This is a genomic window from Mycobacterium sp. NGS56, from assembly GCF_059812425.1.
In genome coordinates this window covers 344,086-365,523 of sequence record NZ_JCALCQ010000004.1, presented here as the reverse complement: position 1 = coordinate 365,523, position 21,438 = coordinate 344,086, and the positions used below count along the sequence as shown (strand labels likewise).

Here is a 21,438-nt window from a genome sequence, read left to right as displayed (position 1 = left end):
AAGGCCGCTGAGGCGGAATCGACGCCAAAAGCCGCGCTGCGGCGCACCACGCTGCCGGGCGGCTTGCGAGTGGTCACCGAGTACCTGCCCTCGGTGCGTTCGGCATCCGTCGGGGTCTGGGTCGGTGTCGGCTCGCGCGACGAGGGTGCCACCGTCGCCGGGGCCGCGCACTTCCTCGAGCACCTGCTGTTCAAGGCAACCCCTAGCCGCACCGCCGTGGACATCGCGCAGGCGATGGACGCCGTCGGGGGAGAGCTGAACGCGTTCACCGCCAAGGAACACACCTGCTACTACGCCCACGTGCTCGACACCGACCTGGCGCTGGCGGTCGATCTGGTCGCCGACGTGGTGCTCAACGGGTGCTGCGCGGCCAGTGATGTCGAGCTGGAACGCGACGTGGTCCTCGAAGAGATCGCGATGCGCGACGACGACCCCGAGGACGCGCTCGGCGACTTGTTTCTGAGCGCGCTCTTCGGTGACCACCCGGTGGGCCGTCCCATCATCGGCACCGCGCAGTCGGTGGCGTCGATGACGCGAAACCAACTGCACTCGTTTCATGTCCGGCGCTACACCCCCGAGCGGATGGTGGTGGCGGTGGCCGGCAATGTCGACCACGGCGAGGTGGTCGCCTTGGTGCGCCGGCACTTCGGGCCGCATCTGGTCCCCGGCCGCGAACCCATCGCCCCGCGCAAGGGTGCCGGACGGGTCACCGGCGGCCCCCGCCTGCTGCTGGGCAACCGGGACGCCGAGCAGGCTCACGCGTCGTTGGGCGTCCGCACCCCCGGCCGTCGCTGGGAGCATCGCTGGGCGCTGTCGGTGCTCAACACCGCGCTGGGCGGCGGCCTGAGTTCGCGGCTGTTCCAGCAGGTTCGAGAGCTGCGCGGGCTGGCCTACTCGGTGTATTCGACGGTGGATGTCTTCGCCGACAGCGGTGCGCTGTCGGTGTATGCCGCCTGTCAGCCCGAACGCTTCGCCGAAGTGATGGCGGTGACCAGCGACGTGCTCGAATCGGTGGCGCGCGACGGCATCTCTGAGTCGGAATGCCGCATCGCCAAGGGATCGTTGCGCGGCGGTCTGGTGCTCGGCCTGGAAGATTCCAGCTCGCGGATGAGCCGGCTGGGCCGCAGCGAGCTCAACTACGGCAGACACCGCAGCATCGAGCACACCCTGCAGCAAATCGATCAGGTGACCGTCGAGGAGGTCAACGCGGTGGCCCACCGGCTGCTCGGGCAGCGTTACGGCGCCGCGGTTCTGGGACCCTACGCGGCCAAACGGTCACTGCCCCAACAACTTCGGGCGATGGTAAGTTAACCGAATGGTACTGGGCCAGATGGTGCTGGGCTTTTGGGACATCAACGTGCCCATCGTGGGTGCTCCCATGGCCGGCGGGCCGGGGACCCCCGCCTTGGCGGCGGCGGTGTCCAATGCCGGCGGGCTCGGATTCGTCCCCGGTGGGCACCGCAGTGCCGAGCAGCTCGCCGACGACATCGTGGCGGCGCGCAAGGCCACCACCGGCCCGCTCGGAGTGAACTTGTTTGTGCCCCAACCCAGCGTCGCCGACTGGGTGGCCCTGCACTACTACGCGGCCGAACTTGAAGAAATCGCCGAGCACTACCAGGTGGAGGTAGGTCACCCGCGGCACGGTGACGACGACGAGTGGGAACAGAAGCTCGAGGTGGTGGCCGACCTTCGGCCCGAGCTGGTGTCCTTCACTTTCGGCGCGCCGCCGCCCGACGTGATCCGGCGGCTGGGCGCGCTGGGCCTGCTGGTGATGGTCACCGTCACAACGGCCTACGAGGCGGGAGTCGCCGTCGCGGCGGGCGCGGACAGCCTGGTGGTCCAAGGGCCCGCCGCCGGGGGGCACCGCGGCACCTTCGCACCGGACATGGAGCCCGCCAACGAGTCGCTGCATCAGCTCATCGACCGCATCCGCAACGCGCATGACATTCCGATCATCGCGGCGGGCGGACTGGGCACCGCCGACGAAGTGGGGGCCGCGCTGCGCAGGGGAGCGGTGGCGGCCCAGGTCGGCACCGCGCTACTGCTCGCCGATGAGGCGGGCACCAACTCCGCACACCGCGTCGCGCTGAAAAACCCGCTGTTCGCGACGACCGTTGTCACGCGGGCATTCTCGGGCCGCTACGCGCGCGGCCTGGAAAACGACTTCACCCGCATGCTCGATCACGTCGCGCCGCTCGGCTACCCCGAGGTCAACCAGATGACCTCACCGATCCGGGAGGCGGCGGCCGCGATCGAAGATCCCAACGGGATGCCCCTGTGGGCCGGGACGTCGTTCAAGAACGCCTGCGCGGGCCCCGCGGCCGACATCATCGCCGGTCTCGCGGCCACCAGTTAGCCCGCACGCACCGGTCAGGCCAGAACGGTTGCCGGCTCGGTGAACGCCATGCCGAGGTCGGTGGCCACCTGTTCGGACAGGAGCGCGCCGCCGTGCGTCGAAAGACCCTTGGCCAGAGCAGGATCCGAACGGCACGCCGCCAGCCAGCCGCGATCGGCGAGCGCGAGCACATACGGCATGGTCGCGTTGGTCAGTGCCACCGTCGATGTCTTGGGCACCGCGCTGGGCATGTTGGCCACGCAGTAGAACACGGTGTCGTGCACCGCGAAGGTGGGGTCGTCATGCGTGGTGGGGCGGGAGTCCTCGAAGCAACCGCCCTGATCGATCGAAATGTCCACCAGCACGGCTCCCGACTTCATTTGTGAGACAAGGGAATTCGGGATCAGATTGGGCGCCTTCGCGCCCGGCCGCAGCACGGCGCCGATGACCAGGTCCGCGCGCTTGACGGTGCCCTCCAAATCGTAGGCCGACGAGTAGCGGGTGCGGATCTGGCCGCCGAACTCCGCGTCGAGCAGCCGAAGCTTGTTGATGTTCACGTCGAGCACCGTGACCGACGCCCCCATACCGCCGGCGACCCGGGCCGCGTTGTAGCCGGCCGTGCCCGCGCCCACCACCACGACGTCGGCGGGCTTGACGCCCGGAACACCGCCCATCAGCACGCCGCGCCCCCCGTGGGTGCGCATCAGGTGGTAGGCCCCCACCTGAGCGGACAGCCGTCCGGCGACCTCGCTCATCGGGGCCAACAAGGGCAGTGTGCCGTCCGCGGTCTGGACGGTCTCGTAGGCGATCGACGTCGTTCCGGATGCCAACAGCGCCTCGGTGCACGCCCGTGATGCGGCCAGGTGCAGAAAGGTGAACAGGATCTGGTTGCGTCGCAACAGGTCATACTCGGCCGGTACCGGCTCTTTGACCTTGAGCAGCAGGTCCGCGTCTGCCCAGACCTGTTCGGCCGTCTCGGTAAGTTGGGCGCCCGCGGCCTTGAATTCCGAGTCGGTGATCGCCGAACCTTCTCCGGCACCGGCCTGCACAAACACGTCGTGGCCCCGGCGGGTCAGTTCGGCGACGCCGGCGGGGGTGATGGCGACCCGGAACTCATTGGTCTTGGTCTCGGTCGGTACGCCGACTCGCATGATCGCCCCTTGGTTGCCGGTTCACGTTCAAGTGTGAAGAAACTTCGCGGGAGCCGCAAAAGCTGGCTGTTTGCTGGCTATGATCGGCGAATGACCGACCCGTGCGTTTCGGCCACCGTGCAGATCGACGCCCGGCCCGAGGTGGTGTACCGGCTCATCACCGACCTGCCCACGCTGGCCGACCTGGCCGAGGAGGCGGTCGCGATGCAGTGGCGCAAAGGCGAAGCGGTGCGGCCCGGCGCGGTGTTCACCGGCCACAACGAGAACGGCAGCCGCCGCTGGAGCACCAAGTGCACGGTCACCGACGCGGAACCGGGCCGCCGCTTCGCGTTCGACGTGAGCCATACCGTCTTTCCGATCGCGCGCTGGCAATACGACATCGTCGCCGCCGACGGCGGGTGTGAGGTCACCGAAAGCACCTGGGACCGCAGGCCCGGGTGGTTCCGCAAGGTCGCGGGCAGGGCCACCGGCGTCACCGATCGGGTGACCGCCAACACCGAGCACATCCGGCTCACCTTGCAACGCCTCAAGCAGCGCGCCGAGACCGAATAGACGAACAAACCCCGGGGGTACCGATGTCGCGACGCGATCCCGCCGTAGCCGTCGTCGGAGCCGGTATGTCCGGGCTGTGCGTCGCAATTGCCTTGCTGCGCAGCGGTATCAGCAATGTGACCGTCTATGAGAAAGCCGACGACGTGGGCGGCACCTGGCGCGACAATACCTACCCGGGTCTGGTCTGCGACATCCCGTCGCGTATTTACCAGTACAGCTTCGCCAGAAATCCCGACTGGTCGCACCTGTTCTCACCCGGCGGTGAAATCCAGGCCTATTTCCAAGACGTCGCCGACCGTTTCGCTTTGCGGGAACGCATCAGGTTCGGCACCGAGATCGTCCAGGCGCGCTTCGACGACGGCCGCTGGTTACTGCGCACCGACGCCGGCGACGAATCAACGGTCGACTTCTTGATCTCGGCCACCGGCGTGCTGCACCACCCGCGACTCCCATCGATCCCGGGCCTGGATGACTTCGGCGGCAACGTGTTTCACTCCGCGCGCTGGGATCACGGTGTGGACGTGCGGGGCCGGTGCATCGCGATCGTCGGCAACGGGTCGACCGGCGTGCAGCTGGTGTGCGGGCTGGCCGGGGTGGCCGGCCACGTCGCGCTGTTCCAGCGCACCGCGCAATGGGTGCTGCGCCTGGCGAATCCGCGCTACAGCGGCTTCACTGGGATCACCCGGCGCAAGATGCCGTGGCTGGATAAGTTGGCGTATCGCATCTACAGCCTCGGGTACGACTTCTTCGCGGTCGGACTGACCAAGCCGGGCCTGCGCCGAAAGATCATGGCAGCGCTGTGCCGCGCCAGCCTCTGGGAAATCCGCGACCCCGAGTTGCGACGGTCGCTGACTCCCGATTACACACCGGCCTGCAAACGCCTGGTGATGTCGAACGGTTTCTACCGGGCCATGCAGCGCGACGACGTCGAACTGGTGACGGCAAGCATCGACCACGTGGAACGGCGCGGCATCGTCACCGGCGATGGCGTCCTGCACGACGTCGACATCATCGTGCTCGCCACCGGGTTTGACACCCACGCATTTTTCCGGCCGATGGAGTTGATCGGCCGCGACGGCGTTCGCGCCAACGACGTCTGGCGCGACGGTCCTCGCGCCTACCAAACCGTGGCGCTGTCCGGCTTTCCCAACTTCTTCATGATGCTGGGGCCGCACAGCCCGGTGGGAAACCTCGCGCTGACCACCGTGGCCGAATCGCAGGCCGACCACATCCTGACCTGGATCGAGCGCTGGCGTCGCCGCGAATTCGACACGATCGAGCCGACGGCCGCGGCGACCGAAAGCTTCAACGCGAAGCTGCGCGCCGCGATGCCGGACACCGTGTGGACCACCGGCTGTAACAGCTGGTACCTCAACAAGGACGGCGTGCCCGAGGTGTGGCCCCTCACGCCCGCCGAACACCGCCGGATGCTGGCCAACCCCGACCCCGGCCAGTACGTGCTGCGCCGGCACGTCGCGGCCGGGTGAGCACGATCGCAAAGAACCCAGTACCGGCGGTTTCGCATATCTGCGCGGCGTACTTATACTTGGGACGCGCCACGTCCGCCGCAAGACCGTGATCGAGGGCTAAACGCTGAGGTAGGGGGCACGCACGATGCTGACCGTCGACAACCAAGCAGCGGGTCCGCATGACGCCTCGCTGGACCACGAACGACTGGTTCTCGAGGCCCGCGATGTGGACTTCGACTGGGCGCAGCTGCCGTTCCACTACGTGCCCGGCGAGCCTTTTGCCACCCATGTCCTCAACGTGCTGCACCTGCTGCTGCCCGCCGGCGAAGAGTTCTTCGTCGACGTGTTCAAGCAGACCCTGCCGCTGATCAAGGACGACCAGCTGCGCCTCGACGTGCAGGGCTTCATCGGCCAGGAGGCCGTGCATTCGCAGGCGCACGCGAACGTGCTCGCTCACTTCGCCGCGCGCGGCATCGACCTGACCCCGTACACCGGCCAGATCAAGTGGCTGTTCGACAGGCTGCTGGGGCCGCGGCCCAACTGGAGTCGGCGTCGCCAGCAGAGCTGGCTCCTCGAGCAGGTTTCGCTCGTCTCCGCGATCGAGCACTACACCGCCATCCTGGGGGAGTGGATTCTCGACTCGCCGGCCCACGACAATATCGCTACCGATCCGGTGATGCTGGACATGCTGCGCTGGCACGGCGCCGAAGAGGTCGAGCACAAGGCGGTGGCCTTCGACACCATGAAGCATCTGCAGGCCGGTTACTGGCGACAGGTGCGCGCCCAGCTCGTCGTGACGCCGGCCATGCTGCTGTTGTGGATTCGCGGTGTGCGGTTCATGTACTCGCTGGATCCCGAGCTGCCGCCCGGCACCAAGCCGCGCTGGCGCGACTACTTCTTTGCCGCGCGCCGCGGTTTGGTGCCCGGGCCGATGCGCTTCATCCGGGCGGTCGGCAACTATTACCGGCCGGGCTTCCACCCCTCGCAGCTCGGTGGGCTGGGGCTGGCCGTCGACTACCTGGCGATCTCACCCGCCGCGCGCGCCTCGCACTGAACCGATGGCCATCACGTCGACCATCACCGCCAGCGACGGCGTCACGCTGGCCGTGCACCGGTACACCGACATCGACCCGGCGCGGCCAACGATCTTGGCAATTCACGGATTTCCGGACAACCACCATGTCTGGGACGGCGTGGCCCACGAACTGACCGGCAAGCCCTACAACGTGGTGGCCTACGACGTACGTGGGGCCGGTGAATCAACCCGTCCCGCAAAAAGATCCGGATACCTCTTTGCGCAACTGGTCTGCGACCTCGGTGCCGTGATCGACAGCCTGGGTGTCGGTCGGGTGCATCTGCTGGCCCATGACTGGGGATCGATTCAGGCATGGGCGGCGGTCACCGACGAATCGGTGATGGGCAAAGTCGCTTCCCTCACTTCGATCTCGGGCCCGCACCTGAACTACGCCGGCGCATTCCTGCGGTCGGCGCGCACGCCGCGCACCGCGGCCCAGGTCATCAGACAACTGATCGCATCGGGCTACATCGGCTTCTTCCTGTGCCCTGGCGTGCCGGAACTGTCGTTTCGCTCACGCGTCGGCGTGAAAGCCATTGAGGCACTTGAGCGCATCGGCCGGTCGAGCACGCGCAGCCAGCACCACGACACCCTGCGCTCGGTCACCGATTATGTGTACGGGCTCAACCTGTACCGGGCGAACATGCCGGCGCCGATGGTGGCGCCCGGACGCCAGCTCCCCGAGACAAAGGTCGCCGTCCAGACTTTGGCGCCGCGCCGCGACATCTTCGTCACACCCGCGCTGCAACGGTTCACCGGGGCAATTCCGGGCGGCGGCAGGGTGATCGAGATCGAAGGCGGGCACTGGGTGGTTACATCGCGTCCGGATGTCATCGCCCGGTTGACCGCCGAGTGGGTCGACCGCAACGTCGACGGTGCGCCCGGCGCGGGAGCGGCCGAAGTGCGCGGCGCGCGGCGTGAGGTGCGGGGCAAACTCGCGCTGGTCACCGGCGCCGGCGCCGGAATCGGGCGAGCCACGGCGGTGGAACTGGCTCGGCACGGCGCCCGAAAGATCGTGCTCGCCGATCGTGATCTGGCCGCTGCCAACGAAACCGCCGACGCCGTGCGCGCCGCGTGCGCCGAGGCGGCGGTTTACCAGGTCGACGTCAGCGACGAGGCCGCCATGAACGAGCTTGCGACGCAAGTGCGCAACGAACACGGGGTGGTCGACATCCTGGTGAACAACGCCGGCATCGGGATGGCGGGCCGGTTCCTGGAGACGAGCTCGGCGAACTGGGAAACCATCATGGGCGTCAACGTTCACGGCGTCATCTCGGGCAGCAGGGCGTTCGGGGCGCAGATGGTCGAACGCGGCGAGGGCGGCACGATCATCAACGTGGCGTCGGCGGCGGCTTACCTACCGTCGAAGTCCATGGTCGCCTACAGCACCACGAAGGCGGCGGTGCTGGCGCTGAGCGAGTCGTTGCGCGCCGACTTCGCCGACGAGGGGATCAGCGTCACGGCGGTGTGCCCGGGATTCGTCAACACCAACATCGCCAAGAGCACGATCTACGCGGGGATGAGCGCGGACCAGCAGGAGCGGGCGCGGGGCAAGGCGGACGCCGCCTATCGGCGCCGCAACTTCACCCCCGAAGCGACCGCCAGGGCAATCGTCAAATCCGTCAAGACCGCTCCGGCCGTGCTGCCGATCGCCGCGGAGTCGCGGATCGGCTATGCGATGCGGCGCATCAGCCCGGGGGCGATTCGGCTGTTCGCGCGCTTGGACATTCGGCAGAAATAGGGGACCGTTTCAATGCCGGAGAGCATTTGGGCCAGCAGACCCGCCGACCTGTACGGACGGCGTGACCACGACCGATTCGGGTCGTTGCTGTGGGGCGTCCGGGCGGTGTTCGAAGGCTTTGCCACGCTGTCACGGTGGTCGCCGTCGCGGGTGAAACCGGTGCAGCGCAAGCTGACCGCGGTGGTGACCAAGCGCGAGATGGCCGCGCCGGACGTCGTCGCGTTGACCCTGGCCGACCCCGACGGCGGGCTGCTTCCATCCTGGACGCCCGGCGGCCATATCGACGTGCTGCTGCCCTCGGGCCGGCGCCGGCAGTACTCGTTGTGCGGTGCGCCCGGGCGGCGCACCGAATACCGCATCGCCGTTCGCCGGATCGCCGACGGCGGAGGCGGATCCATCGAGATGCATGAGACGTTCGATGTGGGCGACACGCTGTCGTTCGAAGGTCCGCGCAACGCGTTCTACCTCGGCACCGCCGAGCGGGACGTTCTGTTCGTCATCGGCGGCATCGGCGTGACGCCCATCCTGCCGATGATCCAGGTGGCGGCGCAGCGCGGAATCAATTGGCGCGCAATCTATACCGGCCGCAGCCGCGAGTACATGCCACTGTTAGACGAGGTCGTGTCACTGGGGCCGGACCGGGTGACGGTGTGGGCCGACGACGAGCACGGCCGCTTTGCCACCGTGGCGGAGCTGTTGGACGGGGCGGGACCGGCGACCGCCGTTTACGTCTGCGGGCCCAGCGCCATGCTGGAAGCCGTCCGCATCGCCCGCGACGAGCATGCTGGTGCGCCACTGCATTACGAAAGGTTCAGCCCGGCACCCGTCGTCGACGGCGTGCCGTTCAAGCTGGAGCTCGCACGATCAGGGCAGCTGCTTGCGGTACCGGCGAATCGCACCGCGCTCGAAGTGATGCTCGATAGGGACCCGACCACCCCATACTCGTGCCGGCAAGGATTCTGCGGGACATGCCGGGTCAAAGTGCTTGCCGGACAAGTGGATCACCGTGGCCGCGCCGACCCGGGCGACGACGGCATGCTGGTGTGCGTTTCGCGCGCCGACGGTGAGCGGGTGGTCATCGACGCCTGAGGCGGTAGCACAGTGGGGCCAACCAGGGCGGCTGAGGTCTCGGGGATAGAGCAGCACGGCCAAGGCCTTCGGCGACGTGAGCGCGTCGAGTACCTGGTCCGCAGTATCCCGGACCAGGATCGCCGCCACACCGGATAGTGCAGCGCGGCCACATCGGCGAAATCACTTGACGTGGCCTCGCGGATCGTGACGTCGGCCATTACGGCCGGGACTGCTCGAGGTAGGCGGCCAGGGCGTTGGTCAGACCCCGGCGCGCCATGTCGAGGTCGGCATAGGAACCCAGCTGACGCTCCGAGACCAGGCCGCGCATCGCACCGGGGATAAGGGCGGCGACCTCACGAACCCGATCCGGATCGACGGACAGACCGGCAAAGGCGTGCTGGCAGGTCTGCAGCCAGCTTTTGCCCCAGGAAAACAGCTCGGCGGCGGTGCGCGGGTAGAGCCGCTCGAGCTCCTGGGGATCACGCGGCAACGCGGCCCGCAGGTTTTCGATCGCCCGTGAATCCGGGGACGCCAGGCCGCGGTAGAGGGTATCGATGATGGCGCCGACCCGCTCGCGCAGCGGCGCGTCCGGCGAGACGGGTGTGGACAGCGTCGAGAAGGTCGCGGCGCGGCGTTCCGCGGTGCGGTGCAGCACGGCGGCCCAGAACCCATCGGTGTCGCCGAACTGGTACTGGACCGCTCCCCACGTGGCGCCGATGTCCTTGGCGATGCGGTTGGCGGAGACCGAGCCCGGCTCGCCGGAGGCCAGCGAGCGTAACGCCGCCTCGAGCATGCTTTCGCGGGTCGCGTTGCCCCGCCGATTGGGGCGCCGGCCCGCAACGCCGGCCGCGCTGCTCTGGCGGGTCATCCGCCGATCTTATCCACTGACGCGCGGCGGTATGAACAGTTTCATAGAGGGTACTTTGATTTTCTCCCGGTGCGGCCTATCATTCCTACGCGAGGGAGGGCAGCTCACATGGCAGGGCTCGATGGCTAAGCCGCCGTTGTCGATGACACCGACCGGCTGGTTCCAGGTCGCCTGGTCCGACGAGATCGGCGTCGGCGACGTGCACAAGATGAAGTACTTCGGCCAGGAGATGGTCGCCTGGCGCGCCGAATCCGGCGAGCTCACGGTGATGAACGCCTACTGCGAGCACCTGGGCGCGCACCTGGGCTATGGCGGCAAGGTCGTCGGCGAGACACTGCAGTGCCCGTTCCACGGGTGGCAGTGGAGCGCCGACGGCCGCAACGTCTGCATCCCGTACCAGGATCGGCCCAACCGTGGCCGCCGCATTCGCACCTACCCGGTGGTCGAGCGCAACGCGTCGGTGTACATCTGGCACGACGTGGACCGCCGCGAGCCCTATTTCGACGCGCCGGACGCGTTCGCCGCGTTCGAGGACGGCAGCAGCGCGGCCGACTACTACCCGCAGCAGCGGCTGTACCGCGAGACCCTCGAACTGCACCCGCAATACGTGTTGGAAAACGGGGTGGATTTCGCGCACTTCAAGTACGTGCACAACACCCCGATCGTGCCGGTGTTCACCCGCCACGACTTCGCCGGGCCGGTGTCCTATGTCGACTTCACCATCACCTTCGCGGGCGACGACGCCCAGTTGATCGAGGACGTCAACAGCGGCGTGCAGGCCATCAACGGCGGATTGGGCATCGCGGTGACCAAGAGCTGGGGCATGATCGACAACCGCACCATCTCGGCGATCACGCCGGTCGACGAGTTCTCCTCGGACGTGCGGTTCATGGTCTACATCGGCCGGACGCCGCACAAAGACCAGGACCGCGCCGCCGCCAGGGCGGACGAGTTCGGGCGCGAAGTCATCCGCCAGTTCGAGCAGGACATCGAGATCTGGCAGCACCAGCGTTATTCGGATCCGCCGGCTTTGGCCGCCGACGAGTACGAAGGCTTCACCGCAATTCGCAAGTGGGCCAAGCAGTTCTATCCCGAGGCGTTCGCATCGCAGGAAGGCGTAAGCCAATGAGCACAGCACCGATCCGTGTCTTTCAGGTCGGCAGCGGCAACGTCGGCTCGGAGATGATCAAGCGGATCGCCGCCCAACCCGACATCGAACTCGTTGGCGTGCATTGCTATTCGTCGGAGAAAGTCGGTAAGGACACCGGAGAGTATGCAGGGCTGGCGCCCAACGGGGTCGCGTTCACCGGCACGGTCGAGGAGATCATCGCCGCCAAGCCCGATGTGCTGACGTTCCACGGCGTGTTCCCCGACGAGGACCTCTACGTCAAAGTGCTTGAGGCGGGCGTCAATATCGTCACCACCGCCGACTGGATCACCGGCTGGCACCGCGACAAGAATCACCCGCACCCGTCAGGCCAGCCGGTGACTCAGTTGCTGCAAGAAGCCTGCGAGAAGGGCGGCGCCACGTTCTACGGCACCGGGATGAACCCGGGGCTGAACCAGATCCTGGGCGTGGTGTGCTCGGCCGACGTCGCCGAGATCCAGAACGTCACCACGATCGAATCCGTCGACGTGTCGTGCCACCACTCCAAGGACACCTGGATCGAGGTGGGTTACGGCCAGCCGGTTGACGACCCCGAAATCCCCTCGAAGCTGGAGAAGTACACCCGCGTGTTCGCCGACAGCGTGTACATGATGGCCGACTGCTTCGACCTGCGGCTGGATGAGGTCAAGTTCAGCTACGAGCTGGGCGCGTGCACCAAGGATGTTGACCTGGGGTGGTACACGCTGCCCAAGGGTTCGCTGGGCGGTAACTACATCAAGTACCAAGGCATGGTCGACGGCGTGCCGCGGGTGGAAACGCACCTGGAATGGCAGATGACTCCCCACACCGATCCGAGCTGGAACATCAAGGGCTGCTACATCACTCAGATCCAGGGCGACCCCTGCATCTACAACAAGCACATGATCTTCCCCAAGCCCGGCGTCGATCTGTCCAACCCGGACAACTTCGCCTCGATCGGCATGACCGTCACCGGCATGCCGGCGCTTGCTTCGATCAAGTCGGTGGTCGCGGCGCCACCGGGGCTCATCACCAGCGCCGACCTGCCGCTGCGCGGGTTCGCCGGGCGCTTCAAGAAGTAGACCTTCCGGCGGCGGCAAGCCGTCTCGCTGAACGTGCTCCACTTGCGCAAACGGGCTGGCATGCCGCCGGCATCAGATAGTTCCCTGTTTTTCCGAGCAACGCTGCGGGTAATCTCACGTGGTGCGCGCGGGATTTGTAAATGCGGCAGCCGCCGTGGTCATCGCCGCATCCTCGTGCCCCTCTGGTTCGGCTGAGCCCGCGTCCGAGAGTCCACCGTTCCCGATCGGTCAGCTGGGCGTGCCCGTGCATGCGCGGTCGGCCGGCGGCGCGACCGCCGACATCACCGTCGACAGTGCGACGTGGTTACCGCCGGGGTGCGCCTCTCATTTTGCGAGTCCGACGCCCGACTCTGCCTGCAACGTGGTGGAACTGACTATCACCGCGACGTCCCACCGGTTCTTCCAGTTCGACCAGCGCTATATGTTCGCCGGATACGGCGGCGGCGATCAGCCATGGACCCATCCCGTCGACGCGCCCCAGCCGTCATCGCTTGCGGTCGACTACCGGAGGCTGAACAAGATGCCCGCGCTGCAAGCGGGCGGCCTGCACGACGGGCAGACCGCGCATGGATTCGTCGGCTTCGTTATGCCGACGGGAGGCGACCTGTACATCACGATCAACGATCCCGAACAACCCGCTCCCTACACCGAGGCGGGCTGGATCGTCCACACCTGATCGGCGCGCGAAACCCCCGTCCGAGTTGTCATGAAATAACTCGACGCACGCCGCGGCGCAGAATTGACCGGGTCTAGGGTGAAACTCATGCGGGTAGGAGTGCTGGGAGCCAAAGGCAAGGTCGGTTCGGCCATGGTCGCGGGCGTGCAGTCGGCCGAGGATCTGAGCCTGTCGGCCGAAGTGGACGCCGGCGATCCGATGAGCCTGTTGACCGAGGGTGACACCGAGGTCGTCATCGACTTCACCCACCCCGACGTGGTGATGGGCAACTTGAAGTTCGTCATCGACAACGGAATTCACGCCGTCGTCGGGACCACGGGCTTCACCGCCGAGCGGCTGCAGCAGGTGCAGGATTGGCTCGCCGACTGCCCTGGCACTTCGGTGTTGATCGCGCCGAACTTCGCGATCGGGGCGGTGTTGTCGATGCACTTCGCCAAGCAGGCGGCGCCGTTCTTCGACTCGGCCGAGGTGATCGAGCTGCATCACCCGCACAAGGCCGATGCCCCGTCGGGCACCGCGGCGCGCACCGCAAGACTTATTGCCGAGTCGCGAAAGGGATTGCCGCCCAACCCCGATGCCACCAGCACCGCCCTGCCGGGCGCGCGCGGCGCCGACATCGACGGCATTCCGGTGCATTCGGTGCGGCTGGCCGGGCTCGTCGCCCATCAGGAGATTCTGTTCGGCACCGAGGGGGAGACGCTGACCATCCGCCACGACAGCATCGACCGGACCTCGTTCGTGCCTGGTGTGCTGCTGGCCGTGCGGCGCATCCAGGACCACCCCGGCCTGACGGTGGGTCTCGAGGCCCTGCTCAATCTGCAATGACCAAAGCCCTGCGCACCCAGTTGCTCGTCGCCTTCATGTGCGTCGCGCTGTTGGTGTACTTCGTACTGCTGGGGCGCGTGGCCGTCGCGATGATCGGCTCCGGCCGCGCGGCCGCCGTCGGCCTCGGACTGGCGGTGTTGATCCTGCCCGTGATCGGGCTCTGGGCGATGATCGCCACCCTGCGCGCCGGATTCACCCACCAGAAGCTGGCCCGGCTGATCGCGGCGGAACACATGGAACTGGACACCAGCGCACTGCCGCGCCGGCCGTCGGGCCGCATCCGGCGCGACGCGGCCGATGAACTGTTCGCCACGGTGCGCACCGAAGTCCAGGACCACCCCGACGATTGGCGGCGCTGGTACCGGTTGGCCCGCGCCTATGACTATGCGGGAGATCGCCGCCGCGCCCGTGAGGCGATGAAGACGGCGGTTCACCTGCAGGGCCGACCGTGAGCGAAACACCGAGCAAGACGCTGCTGATCGTGCATCACACGCCGTCGCCGCACACCCACGAGATGTTCGAGGCCGTGGTCTCCGGCGCCACCGACCCCGACATCGAGGGCGTCGAGGTGCTGCGGCGACCGGCGCTGACGGTCTCGCCGGCCGAGATGCTGGCCGCCGACGGCTACCTGCTGGGCACCCCGGCAAACCTCGGCTACATCTCGGGTGCCCTCAAGCACGCGTTCGACTGTGCCTACTACCAACTGCTCGACTCGACGCGAGGGCGACCGTTCGGGCTGTACCTGCACGGCAACGAGGGCACCGAGGGCGCCGAGCGTGCCGTCGACACCATCACCACCGGGCTCGGGTGGTCCAAAGCCGCAGAGACCGTGATCGTTTCGGGCAAACCAAGCAAGGATGAGTTGCAAGCGTGCTGGGAGCTCGGGGCGACCATCGCGGCACAGCTGATGGACTAGTCGGGTCTCGACGGCCTGATGCCCCCCGCGACGTATCCCAGGGCCCCCACCAGGGCCGCGAACTTGACCAGCGCGGCGACCTGTGCGCGCCGGGCATGCACGCCGATACGCCTCCCGCGCAGCACGCTCAGCAGTGAGACCCCCTCCACCGCATCACCCGCGACGGCGACGAGCGCCGCGGCGGGCAAACCGGCCGGGTGGCCGCGCCGCCGGCGCGCGCGGTCGACCAGTAGCGCCGTCAATACGCCGTAGGTGGCCATGTAACCGAAGTCGAGCCACAGCGACAGGCGTGCGGCCCGCTGACCGTCGCTGCCCCACCGGCTCATGATGTCTTCGGCCCGAGATGCACTGCCGGCCAACTCGAATGCGATGATCCCCGGCCCGCCGCTGCGGCGCATGCGATGTTCCAGCACGATCATCACCGCGGTATAGCCGAGGAAGGAGACGGTGGCCGCCGCGAGGCGACGGTCCGGAACGCGGTGGCTCACCAGTCAAGGCTCCCGTGAATCGGTTCGCGAGTCCAGGGTGCCGCCTAGGCGTAGGTCGGTTTGAAGGCGTCGGCCGGTTGAGCCAGGGCCAGCGCCGAGCTGGTACCGATCGGCCCGTGCTGGTCGAACAGGGTCGCAGCACCGGTGGCGACCCCGGCTGTGGCGTAGTGGCTCTGGGCGGCCAGACCGAGGAATTCCCCGTCGGGCAATCGGCTCGCGGTGACGGTGTAGTCGGCGTTGATGTAGCGCAATCCAGCGGTGCCCCAATGGGTGAGCGAACTGGTGATGTCGCCGGCGAAGGCCAGACGGGTGAACGGCGTCAGCGGGTGCCCGTGCACCATCGGCCGAAACAGTCGCGCCCAGGCAAACTTCTGGGAGTGGTTCTGCTCCCATTCGCCTGCGGCAATTCCCGGGCTGCCTTGCGACGTCGCGCCATACCCCCAGATGAGAAACGGCATCTGGGCGGGAAAGCCGTCCGAGGATCCCGGGAGCGGCGGCATCTGCGTCGGCGACGACCACACCTGCCCGTCGGGATGAGCACCGCGACGCAGGAACAGCGTGCTGGCCCGGGCGACGACGGTGCCGTTCTGGATCAGGCTGCCGTCGACCAGCTTGATGCGCCGACCCTCGCGCTGCACCGAGGTCTGGATCTGCACCGGCTCCAGCGCGGCCGGGCGCAACAAGTCAACCGTGAAGCGGGCAGGTTGCAGGTCCGGATCGATGCCGGATTGCTCTATGCCCCAACCCAACAGGCCCCCCACGATCTGGCCGCCCATCGCCGCGCCCCACGGGCCTTGCGTCAGCTGGCCCGGAACATAGGAGTCGCCGTCTACAGTGAAGAACGCCTCGGGCATGATGGCGGAATCCTCGATCGTCACCGCTATCACGATAGGACACCGGATTAGTAAGGACCGGGCATGCTGTGATCGAAATTCCCCGCGACCGCAATCCCTTCGCGACGACCGGCGTATCACGCGGCCGCGACGGCATTCCGCGCTATGACGAGCTGCCCGCCACGCTGCTGGACATGCTCGCCGAACAGGTCGACGTCCGACCGGACGCCGAGGCCCTGGTGGAGCTGGGCGGTGGGCGGCTGACGTACCGGCAGCTGTGGGATCGCGCGGCGCGAGTGGCCGGTGGGCTGCGCGCGGGTGGCCTGAAGCCGGGCGACCGCGTCGCGGTGCGTTACCCCGCCGGCATCCACTGGGCGCTGGCGTTCTGGGGCACGGTGATGGCCGGCGGCGTTGTGGTGGCGGTCAATACGCGATCGGCGCAGCCCGAGGTCGAGTTCGTCCTGTCCGACTCCGGTGCGCAGGTGGATCTGGCGCCGGACGCCGCGCTGCCGGACGGACGGCCGTACGTGACCGAGCAACTCGGGCGCGCCGACGCGGCAGCGCTGTTCTACACGTCCGGCACCACCGGCCATCCCAAGGGGGTGCCGACCACGCACGAGGCGTTCCTGACCAACACCGAAAACGCGATTCGCTGTCTGCAACAGCCACGGGATCTCGGCGAGGCGATGCGCACGCTCATCTCGGTACCGCTGTTCCACGTGACGGGATGCAACACCCAACTGCTGGCCGCCGCACGGCTCGGGGGAGCCTCGGTGATCATGCCGGCGCTCAACCTGGATGCGTTGCTCACCACGCTGACCGCCGAGCGCATTTCGGTCATGGTCACTGTCCCGGCGGTCTACTCGTTGTTGTTGCGGCACAGCGCGTTTGCCGCGCTGGATGTGTCGAACGTGCGGTGGGTGGGCTACGGCGGCGCGCCGATCCCCCCGTCGCTGGTGCGGTCGGTGAAAAACGCATTTGGCCACGCCACGGTGTTCAACGGCTATGGCATGACGGAGACCGCATCGTTGATGACCGCGCTGCCCGACAGCGAGGCCGTCGAGCACGCCGACTCCGTCGGCTATGCGGTGCCCTCGGTGGACCTCGGGGTGATCCCGATCGGCGACGACCCCGGTGTGGGGGAGCTGGTGGCGCGGGGTGCCAACGTGACCACCGGCTACTGGAATCGGCCGGAGGCCACCGCCACGACCTTCGCGGACGGCTGGCTGCACACCGGCGACGTGGTGCGCGTCGACGATGCGGGCCGGGTGTACATCGTCGACCGGCTCAAGGACATCATCAATCGCGGTGGTGAGAACGTCTCCAGCGTCGAGGTGGAGGCGGTGCTGCTGGCGGCGCCCCGCGTGGCCGACGCCTGCGTGCTCGGGGTTCCCGACGACGTCATGGGGGAGAAGGTGGGGGCGGTGTTGTTCGGCGGCGGTGACGAGATCGACGTTCCGGCGGTGCTCGACCACTGCAGCGGCCGGCTGGCCGATTTCAAAGTGCCGCAATATGTCACGGTGGTCGATGATGCGCTGCCGCGCAATGCCGGCGGCAAACTGCTCAAGGCCAGACTCCGCGAGCAGGTCCGGTGGGGCGAGCCACTGCGATGAGTGCGAGCCTGCTGGTCGCCAACCGCGGCGAGATCGCACTTCGAATCATCCGCACCGCAATCGAACTGGGCATGCGCACCATCGCGGTCTATGCCGAGGACGACGCGGAGAGCCCGCATGTGCACGCGGCCGACGAGGCGATCGGCCTGCCGGGGGCCGGCCCGCGTGCCTACCTGGACCAGTCCGCCGTGCTGGCTGCGGCGAAAAGCTCAGGTGCGAATCTGATTCATCCCGGATACGGATTCCTCAGCGAGAACGCCGAATTCGCCGAGGCCTGCGCGACGGGCGGCTACAGGTTCGTGGGACCAGACGCCCGGGTGCTCGAGCTGCTCGGCAACAAGACATCGGCACGTGGCGCCGCGATCGCCGCCGGGGTGCCGGTGCTACCGGCTACCGAGGGGCCCAGCAGCGTCGAGGACATCAGGGCATTCTTCGCCGAGCAGGCTGGCGGCATCATGATCAAGGCCATCGCCGGTGGCGGAGGGCGCGGAATGCGCAAGGTGCACAACGCCGATCAGATCGATGACGCTTATCAGCGCTGCGCCGCCGAAGCCCAGCTGGGGTTCGGCGATCCCGCGCTGTTCGCCGAGGCGCTGCTCACCGATGCGCGCCACATCGAGGTGCAGGTCGTCGCCGCGCCGGCCGGGCACCAGACGCACGCACACGCCGTCGGCGACCGAGACTGCAGCATTCAGCGGCGCTACCAGAAACTCATCGAAATCGCTCCCGCTCAAGGTCTTTCGGATGAGCTGCGCCGCGCCCTGCACCAGGCGGCGGTGCGGCTGTGCGCCCGCGTGGGCCTGCACGGGCTCGCCACCGTCGAATTCCTGGTCTCCGGTGAGCAGTTCGTCTTCCTCGAGGTCAACCCACGAATCCAGGTCGAGCACACCGTCACCGAAGAAACCACCGGGCTCGACCTGGTGGCCGTCCAGCTGGCGATCGCCGGCGGCGCATCCTTCTACCAGCTGGGGCTGGCGGCCGGAACCGACTCCGACGGGCTGGAGGTCATCGGCGAGCCGGCCGCACACCACGGCATCGCCGTCCAACTCCGGATCAATATGGAGACCTTCGGCCCCGACCTGTCGGTCGTCCCGTCTTCGGGCACGCTCGCCGTGTTCTCCCCGCCGAGCGGTCCGGGCGTGCGCGTCGACACGTATGGCCGGACCGGATTGGCGATAAGCCCCCAATACGATTCGCTGCTGGCCAAGCTCATCGTTGATGTGCACGGGTCGTCATGGCGGTCGGCGGTGCGCAAGGCCCGCACCGCGCTGGCCGAGTTCGGCATCGAGGGCGTCCCCACCAACATCGGATTCCTGCGCGCGCTGCTGAGCGACGATCGAGTCGAATCCGGTTGGGTGAGCACCGGGTTTCTCGATGAGAAGCTGCCCGAATTGGCCCAAGCCGCGCTGTCTCACCAGCAAGAACCGCGGGTGGCCGCGGTCGAGCTCTATCCCGGCGAGGACGCGCTGCGCGCGCAGCTGGCCGGGACCGTGGTCGAGGTGGCCTCCGAGGGAGCCGAATACGCCGCGGGCAGCCAATTGGTTGTCCTGGAAGCGATGAAGATGCAGCACGCGCTCGTCGCACCGGACGCGCTGCGAACCGTCCGGATCCTGGTGACACCGGGGCAGGTGGTCGGGACCGGAGACCCGCTGCTGGTCTTCACCCGCACGACGGGCAACGACGACAGCGAATCCTTCGCGGCGACAATGGACCTCGACCGGCCACGGCCCGACCTCGACGAGGTCTTGCATCGGCATTCGCTGACCCTGGATGAAGGCCGTCAAGGGGCGGTTACCAAGCGGCACAACCAAGGTCGGCGCACCGCGCGGGAGAACATCGCCGACCTCGTCGATCCTGACAGCTTCGTGGAATACGGTGCGCTGGCCATTGCAGCGCAGCGCAGCCGTCGCTCGGAGGAGGACCTGATCGTCAACACCCCGGCCGACGGCCTGGTCGCCGGGCTGGCGACCATCGGCGCGGAGCGGTTCGGCAGGGCCGCGGCGCAGGCCGTCGTGGTGTCGTACGACTATACGGTGCTGGCCGGTACGCAAGGCATGCGCAACCATGCCAAGACCGACCGCGTATTCGACCTCGCGGCGCGAAAGCAGCTGCCCGTGGTGCTGTTCGCCGAGGGCGGCGGCGGGCGGCCGGGCGACACCGACGTCGGCGGCGCCGCCGGGCTGGACGTCCCCACCTTCCGGATGCTGGCGGGGCTGAGCGGGAAAGTGCCGCTGGTATCGGTCGTTTCGGGCCGCTGCTTCGCCGGCAACGCCGCGCTGGCCGGGGTGTGCGACGTGATCATCGCAACGCCGGACGCCAACATCGGGATGGGCGGGCCGGCGATGATCGAGGGCGGCGGGCTGGGCGTGTATCCGCCCGAGGCGATCGGGCCGATCGGCGTGCAGCGCCGCAACGGCGTGGTCAGCCTGGTCGCCCGCGACGAGGCGCATGCGGTCGCGCTGGCCAAGCGGTACCTGTCCTACTTTCAGGGCACCGTGGGTGATTGGGCGGCGCCCGATCCGCGGCTGGCCCGGCATGTGGTGCCGCAGAACCGGTTACGCGCCTACGACGTGCACCGGGCGATCGAGGCGATCGTCGATGTCGAATCGGTGCTCGAGCTCAGGGGAGACTACGGCGTCGGAATAGTCACCGCGCTCGTGCGCGTCGAGGGAGTGCCGTACGGGTTGATCGCCAACAGCACCCATCACCTCGGTGGCGCGATCGATGCCGAGGCCGCCGACAAAGCCGGCGACTTCCTGGCCTTGTGCGAGTCGTTCAGGCTGCCGGTGATCTCGCTGTGCGACACCCCGGGCTTCATGGTCGGGCCCGACGCGGAGATTCAAGCGGCGGTTCGTCGCTTCGGCCGGATGTTCGTCCTGGGGGCGCGGCTGACGGTGCCACTGGGAATGATCATCTTGCGCAAGGGATATGGGCTTGGCGCAATGGCGATGGCGGGCGGTTCATTCCGCGCGCCGGAGTTCACCATCGCCTGGCCGACCGGAGAAATCGGCGGGATGGGCCTGGAAGGCGCTGTGCGCCTTGGGTTCAGCAAGGAACTGGCCGCCGCGGACGAGTCAGGCGGTCCCGTCGAGCGACAAAGACTGTTCGACCGCCTGGTGGCCGCTGCCTACGAGCACGGAAAGGCGCTGCGGTCGGCCACCACGTTCGAACTGGACGACGTGATAGACCCGGCAACCTCCCGGGCCTGGATCACCAGGCTCTCGGGAGGCCGACGGGTCTAGCGGTTATGCGTGGCCGGAACCGCAGCCGACGCCCGGCAGACAGCCTTGTCCGCCGGGAATGCCGCCGGGGCCCGCGTTCTGCCCGCCGGAGCCGCAGCCGACGCCCGGGACACAGCCCTGGCCGCCCGGACCGCCGCCGGGGCCGTTGAACTGGCCGCCCGAGCCGCAGTTTCCGTTAGCGTCGCAGCCGCCGCCACCCGGGTCGTCCTTGAAGGTCACGTGCGTGGGCACGGGGGAGTTGGCGGCCGGTCCGGCGAGGTAGACATCAGCAGCGGCCGCGGGCGCCGCGGCGATGGCCGCGGCGACGGCACCTGCGACAACCAGCGGTTTCATGAGGGTCAATTTCGATAACATGCGCGTGGCGTACCACCTCAA

Annotated in this window: 20 protein-coding genes; 15 read left to right on the top strand and 5 right to left on the bottom strand. The window is 67.8% G+C overall.

What is annotated here, in order from left to right:
• The first annotated feature begins 36 nt into the window (after nucleotides 1–36).
• Both AC5Y4F_RS14700 and AC5Y4F_RS14695 read left to right on the top strand, forming a co-directional pair.
• On the top strand, nucleotides 37–1,311 hold the full coding sequence (locus AC5Y4F_RS14700; RefSeq protein WP_499997461.1) for a M16 family metallopeptidase: 1,275 nt from the start codon (nucleotides 37–39) through the stop codon (nucleotides 1,309–1,311).
• Between the two features lie 19 nt (nucleotides 1,312–1,330).
• Nucleotides 1,331–2,356, top strand: coding sequence for a nitronate monooxygenase (locus AC5Y4F_RS14695; protein ID WP_067936234.1), 1,026 nt, complete (start codon nucleotides 1,331–1,333; stop codon nucleotides 2,354–2,356).
• Nucleotides 2,357–2,370: 14 nt separating this feature from the next.
• Here AC5Y4F_RS14695 and ald read toward each other — a convergent pair whose 3' ends face one another.
• Nucleotides 2,371–3,486, bottom strand: coding sequence for an alanine dehydrogenase (gene ald, locus AC5Y4F_RS14690; RefSeq protein ID WP_067935967.1), 1,116 nt, complete (start codon nucleotides 3,484–3,486; stop codon nucleotides 2,371–2,373).
• Nucleotides 3,487–3,576: 90 nt separating this feature from the next.
• Between ald and AC5Y4F_RS14685 the strand changes: the two genes are divergently transcribed.
• The 5 genes from AC5Y4F_RS14685 (at nucleotide 3,577) to AC5Y4F_RS14665 (ending at nucleotide 9,412) form a co-directional block, all read left to right on the top strand.
• Entirely contained in the window at nucleotides 3,577–4,038 is a 462-nt protein-coding gene (locus AC5Y4F_RS14685; RefSeq protein WP_067935964.1) for an SRPBCC family protein, read from the top strand.
• Between the two features lie 23 nt (nucleotides 4,039–4,061).
• Nucleotides 4,062–5,525 carry a flavin-containing monooxygenase gene (locus AC5Y4F_RS14680; protein WP_499997455.1) on the top strand — a complete coding sequence of 488 codons (1,464 nt, stop codon included), beginning with the start codon at nucleotides 4,062–4,064 and terminating at the stop codon, nucleotides 5,523–5,525.
• 127 nt (nucleotides 5,526–5,652) lie between these two features.
• A complete protein-coding gene (locus tag AC5Y4F_RS14675) occupies nucleotides 5,653–6,561 on the top strand; it encodes a metal-dependent hydrolase (RefSeq protein ID WP_499997454.1) in 909 nt (302 codons plus the stop codon).
• Nucleotides 6,562–6,565: 4 nt separating this feature from the next.
• Nucleotides 6,566–8,323: an SDR family oxidoreductase gene (locus tag AC5Y4F_RS14670; RefSeq protein WP_067935959.1), complete on the top strand. Its 1,758-nt coding sequence runs from the start codon at nucleotides 6,566–6,568 to the stop codon at nucleotides 8,321–8,323.
• A 12-nt stretch (nucleotides 8,324–8,335) separates the two neighbouring features.
• On the top strand, nucleotides 8,336–9,412 hold the full coding sequence (locus AC5Y4F_RS14665; RefSeq protein WP_067935957.1) for a PDR/VanB family oxidoreductase: 1,077 nt from the start codon (nucleotides 8,336–8,338) through the stop codon (nucleotides 9,410–9,412).
• 199 nt (nucleotides 9,413–9,611) lie between these two features.
• Here AC5Y4F_RS14665 and AC5Y4F_RS14660 read toward each other — a convergent pair whose 3' ends face one another.
• Entirely contained in the window at nucleotides 9,612–10,262 is a 651-nt protein-coding gene (locus AC5Y4F_RS14660) for a TetR/AcrR family transcriptional regulator (protein WP_499997453.1), read from the bottom strand.
• A gap of 121 nt (nucleotides 10,263–10,383) precedes the next feature.
• On the opposite strand from AC5Y4F_RS14660, the gene AC5Y4F_RS14655 reads away from it, so the two are divergent.
• The 6 genes from AC5Y4F_RS14655 (at nucleotide 10,384) to AC5Y4F_RS14630 (ending at nucleotide 14,887) form a co-directional block, all read left to right on the top strand.
• Nucleotides 10,384–11,391 (top strand): aromatic ring-hydroxylating dioxygenase subunit alpha, encoded by a 1,008-nt coding sequence (locus tag AC5Y4F_RS14655; RefSeq protein ID WP_499997452.1) that lies wholly within the window; start codon nucleotides 10,384–10,386, stop codon nucleotides 11,389–11,391.
• Nucleotides 11,388–12,470, top strand: coding sequence for an NAD(P)H-dependent amine dehydrogenase family protein (locus AC5Y4F_RS14650; RefSeq protein ID WP_499997451.1), 1,083 nt, complete (start codon nucleotides 11,388–11,390; stop codon nucleotides 12,468–12,470). Before AC5Y4F_RS14655 ends, AC5Y4F_RS14650 begins: the two co-directional genes overlap by 4 nt.
• 121 nt (nucleotides 12,471–12,591) lie before the next feature.
• Nucleotides 12,592–13,146, top strand: a complete 555-nt coding sequence (locus AC5Y4F_RS14645; RefSeq protein ID WP_499997450.1) for a hypothetical protein — start codon at nucleotides 12,592–12,594, stop codon at nucleotides 13,144–13,146.
• Between the two features lie 87 nt (nucleotides 13,147–13,233).
• A complete protein-coding gene (gene dapB, locus AC5Y4F_RS14640; RefSeq protein WP_499997449.1) occupies nucleotides 13,234–13,971 on the top strand; it encodes a 4-hydroxy-tetrahydrodipicolinate reductase in 738 nt (245 codons plus the stop codon).
• On the top strand, nucleotides 13,968–14,423 hold the full coding sequence (locus tag AC5Y4F_RS14635; protein WP_499997448.1) for a tetratricopeptide repeat protein: 456 nt from the start codon (nucleotides 13,968–13,970) through the stop codon (nucleotides 14,421–14,423). Before dapB ends, AC5Y4F_RS14635 begins: the two co-directional genes overlap by 4 nt.
• Before the next feature lie 62 nt (nucleotides 14,424–14,485).
• The gene (locus AC5Y4F_RS14630) at nucleotides 14,486–14,887 is read left to right on the top strand and encodes a flavodoxin family protein (protein ID WP_067936229.1); all 402 of its coding nucleotides are present in this window, start codon (nucleotides 14,486–14,488) and stop codon (nucleotides 14,885–14,887) included.
• On the opposite strand, the gene AC5Y4F_RS14625 is transcribed toward AC5Y4F_RS14630, so the two are convergent.
• Together AC5Y4F_RS14625 and AC5Y4F_RS14620 are read right to left on the bottom strand one after the other, a co-directional pair.
• On the bottom strand, nucleotides 14,884–15,375 hold the full coding sequence (locus AC5Y4F_RS14625; RefSeq protein WP_499997447.1) for a hypothetical protein: 492 nt from the start codon (nucleotides 15,373–15,375) through the stop codon (nucleotides 14,884–14,886). The two genes, AC5Y4F_RS14630 and AC5Y4F_RS14625, sit on opposite strands and share 4 nt — an antisense overlap.
• Before the next feature lie 44 nt (nucleotides 15,376–15,419).
• The gene (locus AC5Y4F_RS14620; protein ID WP_082947655.1) at nucleotides 15,420–16,253 is read right to left on the bottom strand and encodes an acyl-CoA thioesterase domain-containing protein; all 834 of its coding nucleotides are present in this window, start codon (nucleotides 16,251–16,253) and stop codon (nucleotides 15,420–15,422) included.
• 44 nt (nucleotides 16,254–16,297) lie between these two features.
• Here AC5Y4F_RS14620 and AC5Y4F_RS14615 point away from each other — a divergent pair, with 44 nt between their 5' ends.
• Entirely contained in the window at nucleotides 16,298–17,821 is a 1,524-nt protein-coding gene (locus AC5Y4F_RS14615) for a class I adenylate-forming enzyme family protein (protein WP_499997446.1), read from the top strand.
• A complete protein-coding gene (locus AC5Y4F_RS14610; RefSeq protein ID WP_499997445.1) occupies nucleotides 17,818–21,063 on the top strand; it encodes a carboxyl transferase domain-containing protein in 3,246 nt (1,081 codons plus the stop codon). The genes AC5Y4F_RS14615 and AC5Y4F_RS14610 overlap by 4 nt, the downstream gene beginning before the upstream one ends.
• A 3-nt stretch (nucleotides 21,064–21,066) precedes the next feature.
• Here AC5Y4F_RS14610 and AC5Y4F_RS14605 read toward each other — a convergent pair whose 3' ends face one another.
• Entirely contained in the window at nucleotides 21,067–21,396 is a 330-nt protein-coding gene (locus AC5Y4F_RS14605; RefSeq protein WP_067935932.1) for a PE-PGRS family protein, read from the bottom strand.
• Nucleotides 21,397–21,438: the final 42 nt, after the last annotated feature.